The following is a 23,453-nucleotide window of genomic DNA, read 5'->3' on the forward strand; positions in this document are numbered from 1 at the left end:
GGCCCAGGGGATGATGGTGGCACCCGGCGGGGACAGAGCGAAAGCCGCCGGGTGCGGATGCGACCCGGCGGCTTCGAGTGATGTCGAGTGAGCCCCGGGGTCAGCCGGCTACTCGTACGGCCAGCGCGTCGCCGATCTCCGACGTGCTGCGCGCGGGCCCGCCGGTGCGCTCGGCCAGGTCGGCGGAGACCGCCTCGTCGATCCGGGCGGCCTCGGCCTCGTGGCCGAGGTGGCGCAGGAGCAGGGCGACCGAGAGGACCGTGGCGGTCGGGTCGGCCTTGCCCTGGCCGGCGATGTCGGGCGCGGAGCCGTGGACCGGCTCGAACATCGAGGGGAACTCGCCGGAGGGGTTGATGTTCCCGCTCGCGGCGACGCCGATGCCGCCGGAGACGGCCGCGGCGAGGTCGGTGACGATGTCGCCGAAGAGGTTGTCGGTGACGATCACGTCGAACCGCTCGGGCTGCGTGACCAGGTAGATGGTCGCCGCGTCCACGTGCATGTACTCGGTGGCGACCTCGGGGAACTCCGCGGCCACCCTGTTGAAGACGTTCGTCCACAGGTGACCCGCGAAGGTCAGCACGTTGTTCTTGTGGATCAGCGCGAGCTTCTTGCGCGGGCGGGCCTGGGCACGCGCGAAGGCGTCCCGGACGACCCGCTCGACGCCGAAGGCCGTGTTCACGGAGACCTCGGTGGCGACCTCGTGCGGGGTGCCCTTGCGGATCGTGCCGCCGTTGCCCGTGTACGGGCCCTCGGTGCCCTCGCGGACCACGACGAAGTCGATGCTCGGCTCACCGGCGAGCGGGGTGGCCACGCCCGGGAGGAGCTTCGAGGGACGCAGGTTGACGTGGTGGTCGAAGGCGAACCGGAGCTTGAGCAGGAAGCCGCGCTCCAGGACGCCGGACGGGACCGACGGGTCGCCGATCGCGCCGAGCAGGATGGCGTCGTGCCGCTTCAGCGCGTCGAGGTCGGCGTCGGTGAGGGTCTCGCCGGTGGCGTGGTAGCGCCGGGCGCCGAAGTCGTACTCCTTGGTCTCCAGCTTCACATCCTGCGGAAGGACGGCGGAGAGGACCTTCAGGCCTTCGGCCACGACCTCCTGGCCGATGCCGTCACCGGGGATCACTGCGAGATTGAGGCTGCGAGACATGTCGGCACCCTACTCCTCGTCCCATGGGATGACATGCCGTGTCCGCGATACGGACGCCGTCGACGGCGCCGGCCCCGACCGGTCGCCGCACGTTCACCCGTACGCCTGGCGGTTGTCGGGATGCGATGGGAAGTTCCCTTCCATGGACCTCCCCGACTTCGGCATCCCGCCGCAGCTCGCGAGCCGCATGGGCATGGCCGAGCAGCACGAGTACCTGCGCACGAAACTGATGCGGCGCCGCACGCTGGTGACCGCGGGCGCGGTGGCGGCGGGCGGGCTGCTGACCGGCTGCGGCGGCTCGGGAGCGCGGGGCTCGGCGACCCCGTCGCCCGTCACCTCGACGGTGCACGGCTCCGTCGTCTCCCCCTTCGGCCGCCATCTCGCCTTCGGCGCCGACCCGAAGACGCAGATGCGGGTCTCCTGGCAGGTGCCGCTCGCGGTGCGGAGGCCGTACGTGCGCATCGGCCCGAGGCCGGACGAGCTGAGCCGGAAGATCGGGGCCGAGGTCCGCGACCTGCACACGCCGGGCGTGACGGGCGTGCGCCCGGCGCTGGAGCAGTACTACCTGCACGCCGCCCTGGACGGCCTGCACCCCGGCACGACGTACTACTACGGCGTCGGCCACGACGGTTTCGACCCGGCCTCCGCCGCGCACCGCTCGACCGTCGGCTCCTTCCGGACGGCCCCGGCGGCCCCGCGGTCCTTCGTGTTCACGGCCTTCGGCGACCAGGGCGTGAGCCGGGCCGCGGCCGCCAACGACCATGTGGTGCTGCGTCAGAAGCCCGCCTTCCACCTGCACGCCGGCGACATCTGCTACGCCGACACCAACGGCCAGGGAAAGAAGACGGACGGCTACGACCCCGCGTACTGGGACCTGTTCCTCAAGCAGAACGAGCCGGTGGCGAGGTCGGTGCCGTGGATGGTGACGACCGGCAACCACGACATGGAGGCGTGGTACTCGCCGGACGGCTACGGCGGCCAACTTGCGCGCTGGTCGCTGCCGGAGAGCGGCTTCGACCCGCGGACGGCGCCCGGGGTGTACTCCTTCACGTACGGCAACGTCGCCTTCGTCGCGCTGGACGCGAACGACGTGTCGTACGAGATCCCCGCCAACTTCGGCTACACCGGCGGCAGGCAGACGAAGTGGCTGGACCAGGAGCTGGCCCGGCTGCGGGCCTCCTCGCAGGTGGACTTCGTGGTCGTCTTCTTCCATCACTGCGCGTACTCGACGTCCACGCACGCCTCCGACGGCGGCGTGCGCGCCGAGTGGCTGCCGCTGTTCGCCCGGCACCAGGTGGACCTGGTGATCAACGGCCACAACCACGTCTACGAACGGACGGACGCCGTCAGGAACGGCGCGGTCGGCAGGCCCGCGCCGATCGGCGCCTCCACCGATCCGACGCGGGACGGCATCGTGTACGTCACCGCGGGCGGCGGCGGACGGGACCTGTACGGGTTCCCGCCGGGCGTGCGGGAGAGCTACGAGGGGCACGTCACGCGGCACGATTCCGTCGACACCTTCCAGTGGACGAGGTCGAAGGCCGCCAGGAAGGAGACCGCGGAGTGGTCGCGTGTGCGCTACCGGGGCTTCTCACTTCTCTCCGTCGAGGCGGAGAGCGGCGCGAAGCCCGCGCTGAAGGTGTCGGCGCTCACCGACGAGGGTGAGCGCATCGATCACTTCGAGGTGCGGCGCGGCGCGTGAGCCCGCGCCCCACCTCGTGGTTCGCCGCTGCTCAGTGGCCCGTCGAGCCGCCGTTGTCCCTGCGGTCGAGGGCGCGCTGGAGGGCGGCGGCGGCGTTCTTGCGGTCGGACTCGCTCGTACGGGAGAGGTGACGGCGGCGGCGGGCGGTCGTCTCGGCCATGGGAAATCGACTCCTTCGACATCCGGGAGTGCTGAACAAGGGGTTACGAGACGCCGGTCGGCGGGGAGCGGTGCCGCAGGGGTTGCCTGCACGGGGCCCGGCTCACGACCGCCATTCGCTTGGTCGAGCGAGACGTTCGGCTCCTACAAAAGTAGGGGACCGTTCCCGGTCTGTCTCCACAGTTAGTCGGACTTCCTACTATCTGAGACGGCGGATTGGGTCACACCGCTCTGAGCTGGGGACTTCAGGGGAACCGTTTGGGCCCAACGGGGGGTGCACAACCCCGTCCGCCGGAGCAACGATGGATACAGGCGGCCGCACACCGCCGCCCGGTCCGGATCCGGGAGGGAGACCCGATGACCACGGAACGTCCCCGCACACAGGCGATGACCCAGCACCGGTTCGGCGGCCCCGAGGTCCTCCGGCTGGAGGACCGTCCGTGCCCCGCGCCCGCACCGGGCGAGATCCTGCTCCGCGTGCGCGCGGCCGCCGTCGACCCCGTGGACCTCCTGATCCGTTCGGGCACCGCGCCCCTCTACGGAGACCCGCCCTTCACCCTCGGCCGCGACGTCTCCGGCACCGTGGAGGCCGTCGGAACCGAGGTCACCGGACTCCGCCCGGGCGACGAGGTCTTCGGCAGGATCGACTCCGGCGGGTACGCCACCCATGTCACGGCCCCGGCCGGCCGTTTCGCTCCGAAGCCCGCCACCCTCGACCACATCCGCGCGGCCGCGGCCCCGACCGCCCTGCTGACGTCCTGGCAGGCCCTGATCGACATCGCGCACGCCGGGCCCGGCACCCGCGTCCTGATCCACGCCGCGGCCGGCGGTGTCGGCCACGTGGCGGTGCAGCTCGCCAAGGCGGAGGGCGCGTACGTCGTGGCGACCGCCCGCGCCGACCGCCACGACTTCCTGCGCGACCTCGGCGCGGACGAGCTGATCGACTACACGGTCACCGACTTCGCCGACGCCGTGCACGACATCGACGCCGCCCTGGACCTGATCGGCGGCGACTACGGCCCGCGCACGCTGAACACCCTGCGCCCGGGCGGCCTGCTGATCTCGGCGATCCCCGGCGACCTGGGTCTCGCGCCGGAGGACGTCGAGGCCCGCGGCATGCGCTTCGCCGCGGTGCGGGCGGAACCCTCCGGGGAGCGGCTCGCCAAGGCCGCCGCCCTCCTGGCCGACAACCGCATCCGCGTCCACGTCGAGGCGGCGCTCCCCCTCGAGGAGGCGGCCAAGGCGCACGAGCTGGCCGAGGCGGGCCACGCCAAGGGCAGGCTCGTACTGATCCTGCCGGTCTGACAACAGGGAATGGTGAGGTCATGAACGACAAGGTGAAGGCACTGCTCGAGGGCGGCCCGCAGGACCTGCCCGAACGGATCGTCGCGATCGCGGCACCCGAGGTGGACCTGAAGATCGAACTGCGCAACGGCTACGAGCACTTCAGGCAGACCGCCCGCCGCGCGGACACGCCGGAGGGGCCGCTCCCCGTGTACGAGTGGTGGGAGCGGACGGAGATGCCCGGCTGACCATGCGAACGGGCCGGGTCGTTCCGACCCGGCCCGTTCGTGCGTCCGCGGACGTCAGCCCATGTGCGGGTACCCGTAGTCGGTCGGCGGGACCAGCGTCTCCTTGATGGCGCGGGTCAGCGTCCAGCGCAGCAGGTTCTGCGGGGCACCGGCCTTGTCGTTGGTGCCGGAGGCACGGCCGCCGCCGAAGGGCTGCTGGCCGACGACGGCGCCGGTCGACTTGTCGTTGATGTAGAAGTTGCCGGCCGCGTAGCGCAGCTTCTCCATCGTGTACGCGGCCGCCGCGCGGTCGTTGGAGACCACCGAGCCGGTCAGGGCGTAGTCGGAGACCGACTCCATCTGCGTCAGCATCGCGTCGTACTGGTCGTCCTCGTAGACGTGCACGGCGAGGAACGGGCCGAAGTACTCGGTGCGGAAGACCTCGTTCTCGGGGTCGGTGCACTCGACGACGGTCGGGCGGACGAAGTAGCCGACCGAGTCGTCGTAGGAGCCGCCCGCGACGATCGTGCAGGCCGGGTCGGACTTGGCGCGGTCGATCGCGGCCTTGTTCTTGGCGAAGGAGCGCTCGTCGATCACGGCGCCGATGAAGTTCGACAGGTCCGTGACGTCGCCCATGGTCAGGTGGTCGACCTCGGCCGCGAACTCCTCCTTGAAGCCGGAGTTCCAGATCGACGCCGGGATGTACGCCCGGGAGGTCGCCGAGCACTTCTGGCCCTGGTACTCGAAGGCACCGCGGGTCAGGGCGGTCTTGAGGACCGCGCGGTCGGCGCTCGGGTGCGCGACCAGGAAGTCCTTGCCGCCGGTCTCGCCCACTAGGCGCGGGTAGGTGCGGTACTTCTCGATGTTGTTGCCGACCGTCTTCCACAGGTACTGGAAGGTCTTGGTCGAACCGGTGAAGTGGATGCCGGCGAGGTCGCGGTGCTCCAGGGCGACCTTCGAGACCTCGATGCCGTCACCGGTGACGAGGTTGATGACGCCCTTCGGCAGGCCCGCCTCCTCCAGCAGCTGCATCAGCAGCACGGCGGCGTGGGTCTGCGTCGGGGACGGCTTCCAGACCACGACGTTGCCCATGAGGGCGGGGGCCGTCGGCAGGTTGGCCGCGATCGCGCTGAAGTTGAACGGCGTGATCGCGTAGACGAAGCCCTCCAGCGGGCGGTGGTCCATGCGGTTCCAGACGCCCGGGGAGTTGGCCGGGGGCTGCTCGGCCAGGATGTTGCGGGCGTAGTGGACGTTGAAGCGCCAGAAGTCGATCAGCTCGCAGGGGGAGTCGATCTCGGCCTGCTGGGCCGTCTTGGACTGGCCGAGCATGGTGGACGCGGCGATGGTCTCGCGCCACGGGCCGGACAGCAGCTCGGCGGCGCGCAGGATGATCGCGGCGCGGTCGTCGAAGGACATCGCGCGCCAGGCGGGCGCGGCGGCGAGGGCCGCGTCGATCGCGTCCTGGGCGTCCTGCTGGGTGGCGTGCCGGCCGGTGCCGATGACGGCCTTGTGGTTGTGCGGCTGCACGACCTGGAAGGGCTCGCCGCCGCCGAGGCGCTTCTCACCGCCGATGGTCATCGGCAGGTCGACCGGGTTCTCGGCCAGCTCCTTGAGCTTGGCCTCGAGCCGGGCACGCTCGGGCGAGCCGGGGGCGTAGCCGTGCACCGGCTCGTTGACGGGGGTGGGGACCTGGGTCACAGCGTCCATGAGATCCGTAACTCCTTGTACGTGAGCGGGTGTCGCGGGGAGGTGGGCGGGAGGGTGGCTGTCTCAGCCCTTGCTGATCATGCTGCGGGCGAAGAAGCGCAGGTTCGCCGGCTTCTCCGCGAGGCGCCTCATGAAGTAGCCGTACCAGTCGGTGCCGTAGGCGGTGTAGACGCGCATGCGGTGGCCCTCGGCGGCCAGCCGCAGGTGCTCGTCGCCGCGGATGCCGTAGAGCATCTGGAACTCGTACTCGTCGGGCTTGCGACCGGCGCGGTGGGCGAGTTCCTGGGCGATGGAGATCAGGCGCGGGTCGTGGGAGCCGACCATCGGGTAGCCCTCGCCGTCCATGAGGATCTTCAGGACCCGGACGTACGCCTTGTCGATCTCGTGCTTGTTCTGGTACGCGACCTCGGCGGGCTCCTTGTACGCGCCCTTCACCAGCCGCACCCGGCTGCCGGCCGCGGCGAGCCGGCGGGCGTCGGCCTCGGTGCGGAAGAGGTAGGCCTGGATGACGCAGCCGGTCTGCGGGAAGTCCTTCCGCAGCTCCTCGTGGATGGCGAACATCGAGTCGAGGGTGGTGTGGTCCTCGGCGTCGAGCGTGACCGTCGTGCCGATGGCGGCGGCCGCCACGACGACCTGGCGGACGTTTGCGAGGGCCAGCTCGTGGCCACCCTCCAGCGCCTGCCCGAACATCGACAGCTTCACCGACATCTCGACCCGCTCGCCCAGGTCCAGTTCCGCGAGCCGGTCGACGAGCGCCAGATAGGCGTCACGGGCGGCGTGCGACTGCTCGGGGGTGGTGATGTCCTCACCGACGACGTCCATCGTCAGCTCCAGACCCCTGCCGGTGAGGTCCTCGATGATCGGCACGACGTCGTCGACGGACTCACCGGGGATGAAGCGGTCGACGACCTGCTTGGTCACCGGGGCCGCCGAGATCAGGCGTCGCATCCGGTCGCTGCGCGACGCGGCAAGAATCACGGGACCCAGCACGGGGCACCTCCACAAACCAGCAGATAGAACCACCGTGAAACCTAAGGATTCCTCCGATCGTCGACCATCGACAGCTGTCACGCATCCGTGCCGCAGATCTCAGACATATGTATGAGGCGCCTGAGGAAATGCGGGAGAATGCGGGAGTGACGGCGGACTACAAAGGTGACTACCAGGAGCTGGTCGACGAGATCTCGGAGCTGCTCGGCGCCCCCGCGACCCTGGAGAGCCGGGACTTCGAGCTGATCGCCTTCGGTGCCTACGACAGTGAGGGCGACCTCGACGCCTCCGCCCTGGACCCGGTCCGCACCCGCTCGATCCTGACGCGCCGCTCCACGTCCGCCGTCCGCTCGTGGTTCGAGGGCTTCGGCATCACCCGGGCGACGGGCCCGGTCCGTATCCCGCCGACGCCGGAGGCGGGCGTGTACCGGGGGCGCATCTGCCTTCCGGTACGCCATCGGGGTGTCGTCCTCGGCTACGTCTGGCTGCTGGACTCCGACCCGGGCCCGACCGAGCGGCAGCTGGGTGCGGCCATGGACGTGACGGCCCGCATCGGCGCCCTGCTCGCGGACGAGGCCCAGCACGGCGCGGATCTGAGCAGGGAACTGCATGCCGTGCTGGTCACCGAGCGCGGCTGGCAGCAGGACATGGCGGTGGCGGAGCTGCGCACGGCACTGGGAGCACGCGCGGACGCCCCGCACACCGTGGTCTGTGTGACCCCCTGGCCGTCCGCCGACCCGGACGACGCGCCTTCGGTCCGTACGGTGCCGGGGGCGACGGCGCTGTGCACGGTGCCGTGGGGAGCCGCGTCCCAGTCCCTCGCCCTGCTGGTACGGCTGCGCTCGGCGGACGTGCTGACCCCGGCGACCTCGGCGGCCGGGCGGATGCTGGAGCGGACGCGGCAGCTGGACCGCGGCGCCACCGCGGCCGCCGGCGTCGCCCCCGCCCGCACGGGCCTCGGGGAGCTGGCGACGGCCTGGCGGGAGGCCTCCGCGGCGGCGCGGGCCGCACTCGCGGAACCCCGGCTCGGCCCGGTCGCGGAGTGGTCGCAGATCGGCCCCTTCCGCCTGCTGACCTCGCTGCCGCCGGAGTTGGCCCACGACCCGGCGGTCGGCACCCTGCTCTCCCCCACCCACCGCGAACTCGCCCGCACCGCCGAGATCTACCTCGACTGCGCGGGCCAGGCCGGCCGCACCGCCGCCGAACTCGGCATCCACCGCCAGACCCTCTACTACCGCCTCTCCCGCGTGGAGCAGCTCACCGGCCTCGACCTGGACGACGGCGAGGACCGGCTGCTGCTGCACATGGCACTGAAGGGGGCGCGGCTCTGACTAGGGCCTGCCGTCGAGGAGTTCAGCCACCGCCCCGATCCCCTCGGTGATCGCACGCTCCGTCACATTGCCGAATCCCAGCACCAGTTGGGGCGGGTCCGCGGATTTCGAGGTGCGGCAGTCGCTCATGCCGTACAGCCCCACCCCCCGCTCGCGTGCCTCCGCCACGACCACCGGCTCCTCGACGCCCGAGGGCAGATGCGCCACCGCGTGGAATCCCGCCGCGAGCCCCGACAGCCGTACCGCCGGGGCGTGTTGGCCGAGGGCCGTGACGAGCGCGGTGCGGCGGGCCGCGTACGTCGTGCGCATACGGCGCAGATGGCGGTCGTAGCGGCCGGACTCGACGAGGCGGGCGAGGGCGAGCTGGTCGAGGGCCGGTGAGCCGCGGTCGGCGATGCGTTTGAGGTCGGTGAGCGGGGCGATGAGAGCGGGCGGGCACAGCAGCCAGCCGAGCCGCAGGGCGGGGGCGAGGGACTTGCTGACCGTGCCGACGGAGATCACGCGGTCGGCCGCCAGCCCCTGCAGGGAGCCCACGGGTTCGCGGTCGTAGCGGAACTCGGCGTCGTAGTCGTCCTCGATGACGTACGCGTCCCGGCGCTGCGCCCACTCGATCAGCGCGTGGCGGCGGTCGGGGGCCAGCACGACGCCCGTCGGCCACTGGTGGGCGGGCGTGACGATGACCGCGCGGGCTCCGGTGGCGTGCAGCGCCCGTACGTCGACGCCGCCTTCGTCGACCGGCACCGGTACGGCCGTGAGACCCGACGCCTCCGCGGCCGCCCGCGCGGTGCCCGGTCCGCCCGGATCCTCGTACGCCACGATCCGCACCCCCGTGCCCGCGAGGGCGCGCAGGGCGAGGCTCAGGCCCTGGGCGTAGCCGGAGCAGACGACGGTGCGGGCGGGGTCGGCGGCGGCTCCGCGCACCCGGCGCAGATACCCGGCCACCACCTCGCGCAGGGCCGAACTGCCGCGCGGATCCCCGTAGTCGAACTCGGCGGTCGGCATGGTGCGGGCCGCCTCCCTGGTCGCCCACAGCCAGTCGGCGACGGGGAAGGAGGCCAGGTCCGGCACGCCGTGCCGGAAGTCGGCGACCATCCGGGGCCGGGCCTCGGGCCGGGGCGCCGCGGGCACCGGCTCCACCTGTGCGCAGGCCGCCACCCGGGTGGCCGAGCCGACGCGGGTGACGAGGTAGCCCTCGGCCTGGAGCTGGGCGTAGCAGTCCTGGACGAGGCCGCGGGACAGGCCCAGGATGCGGGCGAGCTCGCGGGAGGACGGGAGGCGCTCGCCGGCCTGGAGCCGCCCCGAGCGGATCGCGTCCCGCAGCTGCCCCTCCAGCTGGGCGCACAGGCGGTCCCCGCTGTCCCGGTCGACGGTCAGGAGCAGCTCGGGTGACAAACCGGCCCACTGCACTGGCATGGAATTGGAGCTTAGCGGGGAGCCGGTCGATCCCTAACGTCTTCGGTATGACGACTTCGGCCCCCTGCCCTCCCCAGGTGATCGTTCCGGCTCCCCGGCTGCTGACCCGGCCCCTGCTGCTCCGCTTCGTGAGCATGATCGGCGCGAGCGTCAGCTTCTTCCTGCTGCTGTCGGTGGTGCCCGCCTACGCGGCCGAGTCCGGCGGCAACGGCGGCGCGGGCCTCGCGACCGGCTCGCTGATGCTGACCACGGTCCTCGGCGAGCTGATCACCCCCCGGCTGGTCGCCCGCTTCGGCTACCGGGCGACGCTGATGGCGGGCCTGTTCCTGCTCGGCGCCCCGGCCGTGGTGCTGACGGTCTCCGGGGACGTGGCGTGGATCGTGGCGATGTGCCTGGTGCGCGGGCTGGGCTTCGCGCTGACGATCGTCGCGGGCGGCGCCCTGACCGCCTCCCTGATCCCGGCGGAGCGCAGGGGCGAGGGCCTGGCGATCGTGGGCGTCGTCTCCGGAGTGCCGTCGCTGATCGCCCTGCCGCTGGGGCTGTGGCTGGTCGGACACGTCGGATACGGGCCGGTGGCCGTGACCGGCGGCGCGGCGGCACTGGCCGCGATCGTCTCGGTGCTCGGACTGCCGGACCGCGAGGCGAAGCCGGAGGAGTCGGTGGGCGTCGTCCGCGGGCTGCGCACGGGCGCCCTCCTGCGCCCCGTGATCGTCTTCGCCGCCACCGCGACGGCCGCCGGCATCCTGGTCACGTTCCTGCCGCTGGCCGTTCCGCACGCGTCCGCCGGCATCGTCACCGTGGCCCTGTTCGTGCAGCCCGCCGCCTCGACCCTCTTCCGCTGGGTGGCGGGCCGCTACGGCGACCGGCACGGCAGCGCCCGCCTCGTCCTCCCCGGCCTGCTCCTGTCGGCGGCGGGTGTGCTGGTCATCGCCGCGACGGGCAGCGCGATCGCCGTCGTCGCGGGCACCGCCCTCTTCGGCGCCGGCTTCGGCATCGCCCAGAACGCCACGCTGACCCTGATGTACGCCCGGGTCTCCGCCTCCTCCTACGGCACCGTCAGCGCCCTGTGGAACCTCGCCTACGACGGGGGCATGGGCGCCGGCGCGGCAGGCTTCGGCGTCCTCGCCGGCCTGACCGGCTACCCGTGGGCCTTCGCGGTGACCGCGGTCCTGATGCTGGGCGCGCTGGCACCGGTGCTGGGCGACCGGCGGGCCGCCCGGCCCTGACCGTCAGCCGTTCCCGGCACCCTCGATCACCCGGCGCAGCCCCTCCGTGAGCTGCGCCGCGTCGGTCGCCGTGGCGGGGTCGAAGAGCCACTGGACCATGAGCCCGTTGAGCAGGGTCTGGTAGAAGCGCCCCTCCGTGTCGACGGTCTCCTTGTCCAGCTCCTCCTCGCGGACACCGTTGAACATGGGCACGATGCCCGAGCGGCCCTCCTCCTGCGCCGCGGCCAGCAGCTTGCGCACCTCGGGCAACCGGTCGCCCTGCAGGATGAGTTCGAAGCTCAGCAGCCAGATGCCCCGGGACGCCGGGACCGAGCGGATGATGTTCGCCCACACCTCCTGGAAGCGCTCCAGCGATCCGGGCGGCGCCGTCGCCCCGCCCTCCGCACCCCAGCCCGGGTCGAAGCTGTCGCCGACCCCCTCGATCAGCGAGACGTAGGCCTGCACCAGCAGCGCGTCCTTCGACCCGTAGTGGTAGCCGATGGACGCCAGGTTCGTCCCCGACTCCTTCACGATGTCCCGCGCGGTCGTACGCAGGAACCCCTTCTCCAGCAGGCAGCGCTTGGCGCCTTCGAGCAGATCCTCACGGTGTCCCATGCCGGCCACCCTACCGCCGATCCATACAACCGTCCCATACGGATGACTTATACAAGCGTTCTAGACAGGCGTTTAAGACGCTCGTACAGTCACTGGCATGACGAACTCGACGAGCACCACCACAACCCCGGCCCGGCTCGCCGGCCGCCGCGAATGGACCGCACTGGGCGTGCTGATGCTCCCGCTGCTGCTGGTCTCGATGGACGTCTCCGTCCTGTACTTCGCCATCCCGGCGATCAGCGCGGACCTCGGGCCCAGCGGCACCCAGCAGCTGTGGATCTTCGACATCTACGCCTTCGTCCTGGCCGGCCTGCTGATGACGATGGGCTCGCTCGGCGACCGCATCGGCCGCCGCAAACTGCTGCTCGTCGGTGCCGCCGCCTTCGGCACCGCCTCGCTGGTCGCGGCCTACGCGAACAGCCCCGAGACCCTCATAGCGGCCCGGGCGGTGCTGGGCATCGGCGGCGCGACCCTGATGCCGTCGACGATGGCGCTTCTCCGCACGATGTTCACCGACCTCGGCCAGCGCGCGAAGGCGATCGGCCTGTGGTCCGGCGTGATGACGGCCGGCATCGCACTCGGCTCGGTGATGAGCGGCGTCCTGGTCCAGTACTTCTGGTGGGGCTCGGTCTTCCTGGTCAACCTGCCCGCGATGGCACTGCTGCTGCTCCTCGGCCCGTTCCTGCTCCCCGAGTCCCGGGACCCGAACCCGGGCCGCTTCGACTGGCCGAGCGTCCCGCTGTCGATGGCCGCCGTACTGCCCGTCGTCTACGGCCTGAAGGAGATCCCGTCCGAGGGCTGGCACGCCCAGTACGTCGTCTCGATCACCGTCGGCCTGCTCTTCGCGGCCCTCTTCGTCCACCGCCAGCGCACCACGGCCTCACCGATGATCGACCCGGCGCTGTTCCGCGGCCGCGGCTTCGCCCCCTCGGTGGTCCTCAACCTCGTCGCCTCGTTCGGCATGCTGGGCTCCGCCTTCTTCACCACGCAGTACCTGCAGTCGGTGCTCGGCAAGAGCGCGATGGAGGCGGCCCTGTGGGCGCTGCTCCCCTCGGTGCCGATCGGCATGGCCGCCCCGATGGCGACCTCACTGGTCCAGAAGGGCGTCAGCCGCGCCCACGTCGTGACGGCAGGCTTCGCGATCGCCGGCGCCGGCTACGCGATGCTGGCTCTCGCGGACACCGACTCCCTCTGGCTGGTCCTGGCCGCGTGCGGCGTCCTCGCCTCCGGCATCGTCATGGTCATCTCCCAGATCACCGACCTCGCCCTGAGCAGCGCCCCCGTCGAGCGGGCCGGCTCGGCGGCCGCCCTGATGGAGACCGGCGCGGAGTTCGGCGGCGCCCTGGGCATGGCGATCCTCGGCTCCATCGGCACGGCGATCTACCGCCACGACATCCCGGCCACGGCCCCGGACGCGGCCCGCGAGACCCTGGGCGGCGCGCTGGCACTCGCGGGTCAGCTGCCGGTGCGCACGGGAGACGCCCTGGCGACGGCCGCCCGCGAGGCGTTCACCAGCGGCATGCAGGGCGCGGCGATCGCAGGGTCGGTACTCCTGGCGGCAGCGGCGGTGCTCGCGGCACGGGCACTGCGGGGGATCCACGTGGCCGGCAAGTAGCGGTCACGCACACAAAAAGCCGGGCGGGCTGAGGTTTCCTCAGCCCGCCCGGCGTTCGTTCCGCTGTGTCAGACCAGGTTCACAGACCGGGCGAACGTGGCCCCGATCTCCTCGGCGACCTCCGCCAGCACACCGGGGGCCACCGTGTCGTCGACGGTGAGCACGGCCAGCGCCTCCCCGCCCGCCGCCGCGCGAGCGACCTGCATACCGGCGATGTTGATGCCCGCCTCGCCGAAGACGCGGCCCACCGTGCCGACGACACCGGGACGGTCCTCGTACCGCAGCACCACCATGTGGTCGGCGAGCGCGAGGTCGACGTCGTACTCACCGACGGCCACGATCTTCTGGAGGTGCTTCGGGCCGGCCAGCGTGCCGGAGACCGACACCTCCTCGCCGTCCGTGAGCGTGCCGCGCACGGTGACGACGTTGCGGTGGTCGGTGGCCTCGGAGCTCGTGGTCAGCCGCACCTCGACGCCGCGCTCCTGCGCGAACAGCGGGGCGTTGACGTACGACACCGTCTCGTCGACGACGTCCTCGAACACGCCCTTGAGGGCGGACAGCTCCAGCACCTTCACGTCGTGCTGGGTGATCTCGCCGTAGACCTCGACGTCGAGACGGACCGCGACCTCGCCCGCGAGCGCGGTGAAGATGCGGCCGAGGCGCTCGGCGAGCGGCAGGCCCGGCTTGACGTCCTCGGCGATGACGCCGCCCTGGACGTTCACCGCGTCCGGCACGAGCTCACCGGCGAGGGCGAGGCGCACCGAGCGGGCGACCGCGATACCGGCCTTCTCCTGCGCCTCGTCCGTCGAGGCGCCGAGGTGCGGGGTGGAGACGACCTGGTCGAACTCGAACAGCGGCGAGTCCGTGCACGGCTCCTTGGCGTACACGTCCAGGCCGGCGCCCGCGACGCGGCCCTCCTTCAGCGCCGAGTACAGCGCCTCCTCGTCGACGATCCCGCCGCGCGCGGCGTTGACGATGCGCACGCTCGGCTTGACCTTGCGCAACGCCTCCTCGCCGATCAGGCCGAGGGTCTCGGGGGTCTTGGGCAGGTGGACGGTGATGAAGTCGGAGACCTCGAGCAGCTCGTCCAGCGACAGCACCTTCACACCCATCTGCGCGGCACGCGCGGGCTGGATGTAGGGGTCGTAGGCGACGACCTTCATGCCGAAGGCGGACATGCGCTGGGCGACGAGCGCGCCGATGCGGCCCAGGCCCACGACACCGAGGGTCTTCTCGGCGAGCTCCACGCCCGTGTACTTGCTGCGCTTCCACTCGCCGTTCTTCAGCGCGGCGTTGGCCTGCGGGATGTGGCGGGCGGTGGCGATGAGGAGACCGCAGGCGAGTTCGGCGGCGGTCACGATGTTGGAGGTCGGAGCGTTGACGACCATCACGCCGGCCTTGGTGGCTGCGGAGACGTCGACGTTGTCCAGGCCGACGCCGGCTCGCGCGACGACCTTGAGCTTGCGGGCGGCGGCGACCGCCTCGGCGTCGACCTTGGTGGCCGAGCGGATCAGGATGGCGTCGACGTCGGCGATGGCGGGGAGCAGCTCGGCTCGGTCCGCTCCGTTGCAGTGCCGGATCTCGAAGTCGGGGCCGAGCGCGTCCACGGTGGCGGGCGACAGCTCTTCGGCGATGAGTACGACGGGTTTCGAGCTCACGTGAGTCCTCACAAGTCCATTGCGGACGGCCGTCCCGACGGCCGCAGGCGGTGGAGGGTTGGTGGCCGCGTGGAAGACGCACGACGCTGTGGGCCTGACGCGTATGTAGTACGGCAGTGTAGTGGCGCGGCGGTGGTCGTCCTGCGCCTCCGCGGAAGGATCACCCGTCCGTGATTCGACGGGCTGGACAAAGGGGCCGGAGCAGTCCGCTCCGGCCCCGTCCGTCGGAGACCTACGCCTCCTCGTTCACCCAGCTCATCAGCTTGCGCAGCTGCTTGCCGGTGGTCTCCAGCAGGTGCTCGGAGTCCTGCTTCTTGTACTCGTTGTACTTCTTCAGACCGCCGTGGTACTCGGCCATCCACTCACGGGCGAACGTGCCGTCCTGGATCTCGGCGAGGACCTTCTTCATCTCGGCCTTGGTGGCGTCGGTGATGATGCGCGGGCCGGTGACGTAGTCGCCCCACTCGGCGGTCTCGGAGATGGACCAGCGCATCTTCTCCAGGCCGCCCTCGTACATGAGGTCGACGATCAGCTTCAGCTCGTGCAGGCACTCGAAGTACGCGATCTCCGGCTGGTAGCCGGCCTCGGTCAGCGTCTCGAAGCCCGCCTTCACCAGCGCGGCCGTACCGCCGCACAGCACGGCCTGCTCGCCGAAGAGGTCGGTCTCGGTCTCCTCGGTGAAGGTCGTCTTGATGACGCCGGCGCGGGTGCCGCCGATGCCCTTGGCGTACGACAGCGCCAGCGCGAAGCCGCCTCCGGTCGCGTCCTGCTCGACGGCCACGATGCACGGAACGCCGCGGCCCTCCTCGTACTGGCGGCGCACCAGGTGGCCCGGGCCCTTCGGGGCGACCATGCAGACGTCCACGTTCGCCGGGGGCTTGATGAAGTCGAAGCGGATGTTCAGGCCGTGACCGAAGAACAGCGCGTCGCCGTCCTTCAGGTTCGGGGCGATGGACTCCTCGTAGACCTGGGCCTGGATCGGGTCCGGGACGAGGATCATGATGACGTCGGCCTCGGCGGCGGCCTCGGCCGGGGTCACCACGCGCAGGCCCTGCTCCTCGGCCTTGGCCCTGGACTTGGAGCCCTCGTGCAGACCGACACGCACGTCGACACCCGAGTCACGGAGCGACAGCGCGTGGGCGTGGCCCTGGCTGCCGTAACCGATGACCGCGACCTTGCGGCCCTGGATGATGGACAGGTCGGCGTCGGCGTCGTAGAACAGCTCGGCCACTTTGGGTTCTCTCCTTGTGTGCAGGTGTTGCGTCCCACCGTATGACGGCGGGCGGAAGGGAAGTTTCGGGGTCTCGCCATACGGGCGGCCGGAGTCACCCGGCCGCCCGATTGATCGTCACGCCGAACGGTCGAGGGCGCGCAGCGAGCGGTCCGTGATCGAACGGGCGCCGCGGCCGATCGCGATCGTGCCGGACTGGACGAGCTCCTTGATGCCGTACGGCTCCAGCATCTTGAGCATGGCGGACAGCTTCTCGCTGCTGCCGGTGGCCTCGATCGTCACGGCCTCCGGGGAGACGTCGACGGTCTTGGCGCGGAAGAGCTGGACGATCTCGACGATCTGGGAGCGCGTCTCGTTGTCGGCGCGCACCTTCACCAGGACGAGTTCGCGCTGAACGGCCTGCGACGGCTCCAGCTCGACGATCTTCAGCACGTTGACCAGCTTGTTGAGCTGCTTGGTCACCTGCTCGAGCGGCAGGTCCTCGACGCCCACGACGATGGTGATGCGGGAGATGTCGGGGTGCTCGGTGACGCCGACCGCGAGCGAGTCGATGTTGAAGCCGCGGCGGGAGAACAGGGCGGCGATCCGGGCCAGGATGCCGGGGGTGTTCTCCACCAGGACGGAGAGCGTGTGCTTGGACATGATCTTTTTACGTCTCTCTCGCTCAGTCGTCTTCGTTGTCGCCGAAGTCGGGGCGGACGTCCCGGGCGGCCAGGATCGTGTCGTTCGAGGTGCCGGCGGCGACCATCGGCCAGACCATCGCGTCCTCGTGGACGATGAAGTCGACGACGACCGGGCGGTCGTTGATGGAGTTCGCCTCTTCGATGACCTTGTCCAGGTCCTCCGGCCGCTCGCAGCGGATGGCGTAGCAGCCCATGGCCTCCGACAGCTTCACGAAGTCCGGCACGCGCGTGCCGGCGCTCGGCTGCTTTCCGTCCGCTCCCGGGCCGGAGTGCAGCACGGTGTTGGAGTAGCGCTGGTTGTAGAAGAGGGTCTGCCACTGGCGGACCATCCCGAGGGCGCCGTTGTTGATGATGGCGACCTTGATCGGGATGTTGTTCAGGGCGCAGGTGGTGAGCTCCTGATTGGTCATCTGGAAGCAGCCGTCGCCGTCGATCGCCCAGACCGCCTGGTCCGGCGCGCCGGCCTTGGCGCCCATCGCGGCCGGAACCGCGTAGCCCATCGTCCCGGCGCCGCCGGAGTTCAGCCAGGTCGCGGGCTTCTCGTACTGGACGAAGTGCGCGGCCCACATCTGGTGCTGGCCGACGCCCGCCGCGAAGATCGTGCCCTCCGGGGCGAGTTGCCCGATGCGCTCGATGACCTGCTGCGGGGACAGCGAGCCGTCCTCGGGCTGGTCGTAGCCGAGCGGGTAGGTGTCACGCCACCGGGACAGGTCCTTCCACCAGGCGCTGTAGTCGCCCTTGCCGCCCTCGCTGTGCTCCTTCTGGACGGCCTGGATCAGGTCGGCGAGCACCTCGCGGGCGTCCCCGACGATCGGCACGTCCGCGGCACGGTTCTTGCCGATCTCGGCCGGGTCGATGTCGGCGTGGACGATCTTCGCGTACGGGGCGAAGCTGTCCAGCTTGCCGGTGACGCGGTCGTCGAAACGGGCTCCGAGGGCGACGATCAGGTCGGCCTTCTGCAGCGCGGTGACGGCGGTGACCGCACCGTGCATGCCCGGCATTCCCACGTGCAGCGGGTGGCTGTCGGGGAATGCGCCGAGCGCCATCAGTGTGGTGGTGACGGGCGCTCCGGTGAGCTCGGCGAGAACCTTGAGCTCCGCGGTGGCGTGTGCCTTGATGACACCGCCGCCGACGTAGAGGACGGGCCGCTTGGCGGAGGTGATCAGCTTCGCGGCCTCGCGGATCTGCTTGGCGTGCGGCTTGGTCACCGGGCGGTAGCCGGGCAGGTCCATCACGGGCGGCCAGGAGAAGGTCGTCTGCGCCTGCAGCGCGTCCTTCGCGATGTCGACCAGGACCGGGCCCGGGCGGCCGGTGGAGGCGATGTGGAAGGCCTCCGCGATGACGCGCGGGATGTCCTCCGCCTTGGTGACCAGGAAGTTGTGCTTCGTGATCGGCATCGTGATGCCGACGATGTCCGCCTCCTGGAAGGCGTCCGTGCCGATCGCCTTGGACGCGACCTGGCCGGTGATCGCCACGAGCGGCACCGAGTCCATGTGCGCGTCCGCGATCGGCGTCACCAGGTTGGTGGCACCGGGGCCGGAGGTCGCCATGCAGACGCCGACCTTGCCGGTGGCCTGCGCGTAACCCGTGGCCGCGTGACCGGCGCCCTGCTCGTGCCGGACCAGCACGTGACGCACCCGGGTGGAGTCCATCATCGGGTCGTACGCCGGAAGGATCGCACCGCCGGGAATGCCGAACACCGTGTCGGCCCCGACCTCCTCGAGCGAGCGGATGAGGGACTTCGCGCCCGTGACGTGCTCGGGTGCGGACTGTCCTCCGGAACGGGGCCGCGGCTGCGGATGGTGGGCCCCGGTGGCCTGCTCGGTCATCGGCATTCTCTTCTCGATGCTGAGGGTTTTTGCGAGGTTTGTGCGGTGTTCGGGCGCTGCACGGGGGTCACCTGTGCAACAAAAAACCCCTCGTGCCGTAAGGCAAGCGAGGGGAGCGCGCCGGGTGTGGTCGCTGGGAGTTCCGGGTCGATCCGGACATCACCAGCTCAGCCGACGCGCTTTCCAAGTACGAGAATTCGGGTGCGCATGGCACAGACCCTCCCCCCGGCGCACACCACGTGTCAAGTGGGTGGGACGGGAGTCTCATTATGTGAGCGGAGGGCACTTCCGCCTCCCAGGACAGCGGCGACACCACCTGTGTACACCCCTGCCCCGCCTCCCGCGAAGACCGGCTCGATCGGGCCGTGCGGGACGGGATAGTGGCCGGAATTGAGCGCCCGGCGCAGCCGGTACTCGTCCAGCGGACCGGAGAACGCCATGCCCTGCCCGTGCGTGCAGCCCATCGCGCGCAACGCGACCACCTGCTCCGGCAGGTCCACGCCGTCGGCCAGGGACTGGAGCCCCAGATCGCTCGCGATCCGCAGCAGCCCGCTGGTGATCTTGTGCAGCCGCGCTGACTCCACGACGCCCTCGACCAGGCTGCGGTCGAGCTTCAGCACGTCGACGGGGAGTCTGCGCAGCGCCGTGATCGCCGCGTGGCCGCTGCCGAAGCCGTCCAGGGCGATCCGGACGCCGAGCCTGCGCAGCGCGCCCAGCCGCCGCTCCAGCTCGTCCAGGGAGATCCGCGGATCGGCGTCGGTCAGCTCGATCACCAGCGATCCGGACGGCAGTCCGTGCCGGGTCAGCAGGGCCTCGATCGAGCCGAGCGGCATCGACCGGTCCAGCAGCCGCCGGGCACTGACCCGGACCGCCACCGGCACGCCAAGCCCCGTCCCGGTGCGCTCGGCGGCCTGCTCGACGGCCTCCTCCAGCATCCAGCGGCCCAGCTCGGCGGTTCTGTCGCTGTCCTCGGCGACGCGCAGGAACTCGGCCGGGGTGAACAGCACCCCCTGCGAGGAGCGCCAGCGCGCCTGGGCCTCGACCGAGGTGATCCGGCCGTCCTCCAGGCAGACGACAGGCTGGTGCAGCAGCGCGAACTCGCCGTCGTGCAGTGCGGCACGCAGGCGCGTGGCCAGCTCCGCCTTCCGTACGACGTCCTGCTGCATCTGCGGGGCGTACAGCTCGACCCGGCCCTTGCCCGCCGCCTTGGCGCGGTACATCGCCAGGTCGGCGTTGCGCAGCAACTCGCCCGCGCCGAGGCTCGGTTCGGCGAAGGCCACACCGATGGACGCGGCCACCCGGACATCGTTGCCGTCGATGACGTAGGGCTGCGACAGCGTGTGCCTGAGCCGGTCGGCCAGCTCCAGGATGTGCCGTTCGCGCGCGGAGCGGTCGCGGGTGCCGTCCCCCACGATCAGGGCCGCGAACTCGTCGCCGCCGAGCCGGGAGGCGGTGTCCCCCTTCCGGACCGCGTCCTGGAGTCTGCGGGCGGCCTGGACGAGCAGCTCGTCCCCGGCCTGGTGCCCGATCGTGTCGTTGACGGCCTTGAAGCCGTCGAGGTCGATGAAGAGCACGGCCGTGCCCCGGTCGGTGGAGCGGCGGCCGGACAGAGCCTGCTGGACGCGCCGGGTGAACAGGGCGCGGTTGGGCAGGTCGGTGAGCGGGTCGTGCTCGGCGTTGTGCTGCAACTGCGCCTGGAGGCGCACCCGTTCGGTCACGTCCCGGCTGTTGAAGATGAGGCCGCCGTGGTGGCGGTTGACGGTCGACTCGACGTTGAGCCAGCCTCCCCCGCCGGACCGGAAGCGGCACTCGATGCGCGTAGTGGGTTCCTCGAGCGGGCTGGCGGCGAGGAAGCGGCGCACCTCGTGCACCACGCGGCCCAGGTCCTCCGGGTGGATGAGATTGGCCAGTTCCGTACCCACCAGGTCCTCCGCGGGGCGTCCGTAGACCCCGGCGGCGGCCGGGGAGACGTACCGGAGGATGCCGTTGGGCGCGGCGATCATGATGACGTCGCTGGAACCCTGCACCAGGGAGCGGAAGTGGTTCTCCTTCTGCGCCAGCTCCTGGGTGAGGGTGATGTTGTCGAGCAGCATGATGCCCTGGCGCACCACGAGGGCGAGCACGACCGTGCCGCCGGTCAGGAGCACCACGCGGTCGACGCTGCGGCCGTTGAGGACGTTGTAGAGGATCCCCAACGTGCAGACGGCGGCGGCGAGATAGGGCGTGAGGGCGGCCAGGGAGCCGGCGATGGGCCGGGCGGCCGGATACCGGGTGGGCTCGCCCTGCTGCGGCGCCCCGTGGTGCTGATGGGTGCCGCCGTGCGGGCCCGGCAGGTGCTCGTGCACCACGCGTGTGTGCCCGTCGTCCTCCGCGGGCAGCTGCCCCGGCCGGGGCGCGGCCCAGGGGGCGTACGCGAGGAGCAGCGAGCCGGCGAACCAGCCCGCGTCGAGCAACTGGCCCGAGCGGTAGCTGTTGTGCAGCAGGGGCGAGGTGAACAGGGCGTCGCACATCACGGTCAGCGCGAGCGCGCCGATGGCGGTGTTGACCGCGGTGCGGTTGACCGCCGAGCGCCGGAAGTGCAGTGCGAGCACCATGCTGACCAGCGCGATGTCCAGCAGCGGGTACGCCAGCGACAGCGCGGTGTGCGCCACGCTCGGCCCGTCGAACTTGGCCGCCTGGGCGAGCGCGAGGCTCCACGACAGGGTGAGCAGCGAGCCGCCGATCAGCCAGGCGTCGAGCGCCAGGCAGACCCATCCCGCCTTGGTCACCGGGCGCTTGGCGAGCACCAGGAGCCCCACGATCGCGGGCGGCGCGAAGCACAGGAAGAACAGGTCGGCATAGCTGGGGGTGGGTACCTGCTCCCCCAGGACGACCTCGTACCATCCCCAGACCGCGTTGCCCAGGGCCGCCATCGCCGAGGAGAGGGCGAACAGCAGCCAGGCGGGTCGAAAGCGGATGCGGCGGCTGCGGGCGTACAGGAAGAGCGACACGGCGGCGGTCGCCGCCGCGGCGGCCAGCCCGAAATCACCCATGATCAGCGCGACTTCTTCGGAACCCCAGTCGAGCGCGGAACCGACGGCGTATCCCGCGCAGATCAGGGCCAGGACGAGTTGGTTGACCAGGCCGGGCCGGTCGCCGAGGGACGGCGGACGGGGCAGCAGCGGCCCTGGCGACGGCTGCGCCCGCAGCGCTCCGTCGAAGGCGGTCGCGACAGGCAGCGGCGGGCTCACCGGGCACTCCTGGTCCGCTCCGCTCCCGGGTCCCACGGACCCCGGGGCGCCGGATGTCCGCGCCTGCGGCGGTCGTTCTGCTCGAGGTGGTGGCTGTGACGGCAGCCGTGACTGCCGTGGTGACCGCGTCTGCACGCGGCCGCACGCCAGGCTCGCCATCGGCGGCCCCGTCGCGTCGGATCGCTCGTCCATAGGCCGTGCATCGCCCGTCGCCCCCCTCACAGTCTGCAATGTCCATCCCCGGCGCCGAACGGTGCGCGGCGCAGCCCCTGCTCCGGACGATACACCAGTCTCGTCACTCAGGGACATAGTTCCTCTACGCTCCGTGACGACCAGCGGGAACGTGAGCACGGACCGCTTCCGGAAGATTGCGGAGGGTGCCGGAAACGGACTACGCGCCTGCTGCGCCGGTCGCGTGGGTCACGCGCGGGACGCTCGAAATCCCCGATGTCACGCGCCGGTTGGACCTGTCGTAAGGATCACGTTGCGCAACGGCTCCTGGTTCACGAACCGGGTCAACTGGTCCACGAGGAGCCGCTTGGCGCGGGGCAGGAACGCGGACGTGGGGCCTCCGACGTGGGGGCTGATGAGGACTCCGGGCGCGCGCCACAGAGGGTGTTCGCGGGGCAGGGGCTCGGGGTCGGTGACGTCGAGGGCGGCGGTGATGCGGCCGGTCTCCACCTCGGCGAGCAGGGCCTTGGTGTCGACGACCGCGCCGCGGGAGACGTTCACCAGGAGGGCGCCGTCCTTCATGCGCGCGAGGAAGTCGGCGCCGGCCAGGTGCCGGGTGGCGTCGTTCAGGGGCGTGATCAGGACGACCACGTCCGCTTCCGTGAGCAGGGCGGGCAGTTCGGTGAGCGGATGCACCGGACCGCGCGCCGTCGTGCGGGCAGAGCGCGCGACGCGCGCGACGCGCGCCACCTCGAACGGAACGAGCCGGTCCTCGATGGCGGAACCGATCGAGCCGTAGCCCACGATGAGCACGTTCTTGTCCGCGAGGGCCGGCCGGAACCCGCCGCACCACTCCCCGCGGTCCTGAGCGCGCACGAAGTCGGGGACGCCGCGCAGCGAGGCGAGGATCAGCGTGAGCGCGAGCTCGGCGGTGCTCGCCTCGTGCACCCCGCGCGCGTTGCACACCTGCACGCCGGGCCGCAGGTGCTTCAGACCGGGCTCCAGGCTGTCGATGCCGGCCGACAGGGTCTGCACCACCTGTACGCCGCTCAACTCGGGCAGGGGGCGCACGCCCACGTCGCCGGGCTTCATATAGGGGACGACGTAGTACGCGCAGTCGGCCGGGTCGGCGGGGAACTCGTCGGCACCGTCCCAGAAGCGGTAGTTCGGACCCTCGGGCAGCCCCTCGATGGTGTCCGGCGGGATGGGAAGCCACACGTCAGCAGTCATGTCAGGAGGCTATGTCAGGCCCTCAACAG

General features: G+C 71.2%; 18 protein-coding genes. 6 read left to right on the plus strand and 12 right to left on the minus strand.

Going from position 1 to position 23,453, the window contains the following annotated elements:
- Nucleotides 1-100: 100 nt before the first annotated feature.
- Entirely contained in the window at nucleotides 101-1,144 is a 1,044-nt protein-coding gene (locus tag ACIBN2_RS41375) for a 3-isopropylmalate dehydrogenase (RefSeq protein ID WP_399142620.1), read from the minus strand.
- A 142-nt stretch (nucleotides 1,145-1,286) separates the two neighbouring features.
- Between ACIBN2_RS41375 and ACIBN2_RS41380 the strand changes: the two genes are divergently transcribed.
- Nucleotides 1,287-2,846, plus strand: coding sequence for a purple acid phosphatase family protein (locus tag ACIBN2_RS41380; RefSeq protein ID WP_399142622.1), 1,560 nt, complete (start codon nucleotides 1,287-1,289; stop codon nucleotides 2,844-2,846).
- 31 nt (nucleotides 2,847-2,877) lie between these two features.
- On the opposite strand, the gene ACIBN2_RS41385 is transcribed toward ACIBN2_RS41380, so the two are convergent.
- Nucleotides 2,878-3,006 (minus strand): hypothetical protein, encoded by a 129-nt coding sequence (locus ACIBN2_RS41385; RefSeq protein ID WP_016432484.1) that lies wholly within the window; start codon nucleotides 3,004-3,006, stop codon nucleotides 2,878-2,880.
- Between the two features lie 356 nt (nucleotides 3,007-3,362).
- On the opposite strand from ACIBN2_RS41385, the gene ACIBN2_RS41390 reads away from it, so the two are divergent.
- Nucleotides 3,363-4,310 (plus strand): NADP-dependent oxidoreductase, encoded by a 948-nt coding sequence (locus tag ACIBN2_RS41390; RefSeq protein WP_399142624.1) that lies wholly within the window; start codon nucleotides 3,363-3,365, stop codon nucleotides 4,308-4,310.
- A gap of 20 nt (nucleotides 4,311-4,330) precedes the next feature.
- Nucleotides 4,331-4,537, plus strand: coding sequence for a DUF5988 family protein (locus tag ACIBN2_RS41395; protein ID WP_399142626.1), 207 nt, complete (start codon nucleotides 4,331-4,333; stop codon nucleotides 4,535-4,537).
- A gap of 54 nt (nucleotides 4,538-4,591) precedes the next feature.
- Here ACIBN2_RS41395 and pruA read toward each other — a convergent pair whose 3' ends face one another.
- Entirely contained in the window at nucleotides 4,592-6,223 is a 1,632-nt protein-coding gene (pruA, locus tag ACIBN2_RS41400; protein ID WP_399142628.1) for an L-glutamate gamma-semialdehyde dehydrogenase, read from the minus strand.
- Nucleotides 6,224-6,286: 63 nt separating this feature from the next.
- On the minus strand, nucleotides 6,287-7,213 hold the full coding sequence (locus ACIBN2_RS41405) for a proline dehydrogenase family protein (RefSeq protein WP_399142629.1): 927 nt from the start codon (nucleotides 7,211-7,213) through the stop codon (nucleotides 6,287-6,289).
- Nucleotides 7,214-7,341: 128 nt separating this feature from the next.
- Here ACIBN2_RS41405 and ACIBN2_RS41410 point away from each other — a divergent pair, with 128 nt between their 5' ends.
- Complete coding sequence (locus ACIBN2_RS41410) at nucleotides 7,342-8,544, plus strand: PucR family transcriptional regulator (protein ID WP_399142631.1); 1,203 nt, start codon at nucleotides 7,342-7,344, stop codon at nucleotides 8,542-8,544.
- On the opposite strand, the gene ACIBN2_RS41415 is transcribed toward ACIBN2_RS41410, so the two are convergent.
- Complete coding sequence (locus ACIBN2_RS41415) at nucleotides 8,545-9,957, minus strand: PLP-dependent aminotransferase family protein (protein WP_399142632.1); 1,413 nt, start codon at nucleotides 9,955-9,957, stop codon at nucleotides 8,545-8,547.
- A 47-nt stretch (nucleotides 9,958-10,004) separates the two neighbouring features.
- Here ACIBN2_RS41415 and ACIBN2_RS41420 point away from each other — a divergent pair, with 47 nt between their 5' ends.
- Complete coding sequence (locus tag ACIBN2_RS41420; RefSeq protein ID WP_399142634.1) at nucleotides 10,005-11,183, plus strand: MFS transporter; 1,179 nt, start codon at nucleotides 10,005-10,007, stop codon at nucleotides 11,181-11,183.
- Between the two features lie 3 nt (nucleotides 11,184-11,186).
- On the opposite strand, the gene ACIBN2_RS41425 is transcribed toward ACIBN2_RS41420, so the two are convergent.
- Nucleotides 11,187-11,777: a TetR/AcrR family transcriptional regulator gene (locus ACIBN2_RS41425; protein WP_399142635.1), complete on the minus strand. Its 591-nt coding sequence runs from the start codon at nucleotides 11,775-11,777 to the stop codon at nucleotides 11,187-11,189.
- 97 nt (nucleotides 11,778-11,874) lie between these two features.
- On the opposite strand from ACIBN2_RS41425, the gene ACIBN2_RS41430 reads away from it, so the two are divergent.
- Nucleotides 11,875-13,392, plus strand: coding sequence for an MFS transporter (locus ACIBN2_RS41430; protein ID WP_399142637.1), 1,518 nt, complete (start codon nucleotides 11,875-11,877; stop codon nucleotides 13,390-13,392).
- Between the two features lie 68 nt (nucleotides 13,393-13,460).
- Here the strand turns inward: ACIBN2_RS41430 and serA are convergent, their stop codons facing one another.
- The 6 genes from serA to ACIBN2_RS41460 form a co-directional block, all read right to left on the minus strand.
- Complete coding sequence (gene serA, locus ACIBN2_RS41435; protein ID WP_399142639.1) at nucleotides 13,461-15,050, minus strand: phosphoglycerate dehydrogenase; 1,590 nt, start codon at nucleotides 15,048-15,050, stop codon at nucleotides 13,461-13,463.
- Nucleotides 15,051-15,282: 232 nt separating this feature from the next.
- The gene (gene ilvC / locus ACIBN2_RS41440; RefSeq protein WP_399142641.1) at nucleotides 15,283-16,281 is read right to left on the minus strand and encodes a ketol-acid reductoisomerase; all 999 of its coding nucleotides are present in this window, start codon (nucleotides 16,279-16,281) and stop codon (nucleotides 15,283-15,285) included.
- Between the two features lie 117 nt (nucleotides 16,282-16,398).
- Nucleotides 16,399-16,923, minus strand: coding sequence for an acetolactate synthase small subunit (gene ilvN, locus ACIBN2_RS41445; RefSeq protein WP_030942875.1), 525 nt, complete (start codon nucleotides 16,921-16,923; stop codon nucleotides 16,399-16,401).
- 22 nt (nucleotides 16,924-16,945) lie between these two features.
- On the minus strand, nucleotides 16,946-18,799 hold the full coding sequence (locus tag ACIBN2_RS41450; protein ID WP_399142643.1) for an acetolactate synthase large subunit: 1,854 nt from the start codon (nucleotides 18,797-18,799) through the stop codon (nucleotides 16,946-16,948).
- 236 nt (nucleotides 18,800-19,035) lie between these two features.
- Nucleotides 19,036-22,011, minus strand: coding sequence for an EAL domain-containing protein (locus ACIBN2_RS41455; protein WP_399142766.1), 2,976 nt, complete (start codon nucleotides 22,009-22,011; stop codon nucleotides 19,036-19,038).
- Nucleotides 22,012-22,473: 462 nt separating this feature from the next.
- Nucleotides 22,474-23,424 (minus strand): 2-hydroxyacid dehydrogenase, encoded by a 951-nt coding sequence (locus ACIBN2_RS41460; protein WP_399142645.1) that lies wholly within the window; start codon nucleotides 23,422-23,424, stop codon nucleotides 22,474-22,476.
- Nucleotides 23,425-23,453: the final 29 nt, after the last annotated feature.

Origin of the sequence: Streptomyces sp. NPDC050534 (assembly GCF_044457745.1) — a bacterium.
Classification (GTDB): Bacteria; Actinomycetota; Actinomycetes; order Streptomycetales; family Streptomycetaceae; genus Streptomyces.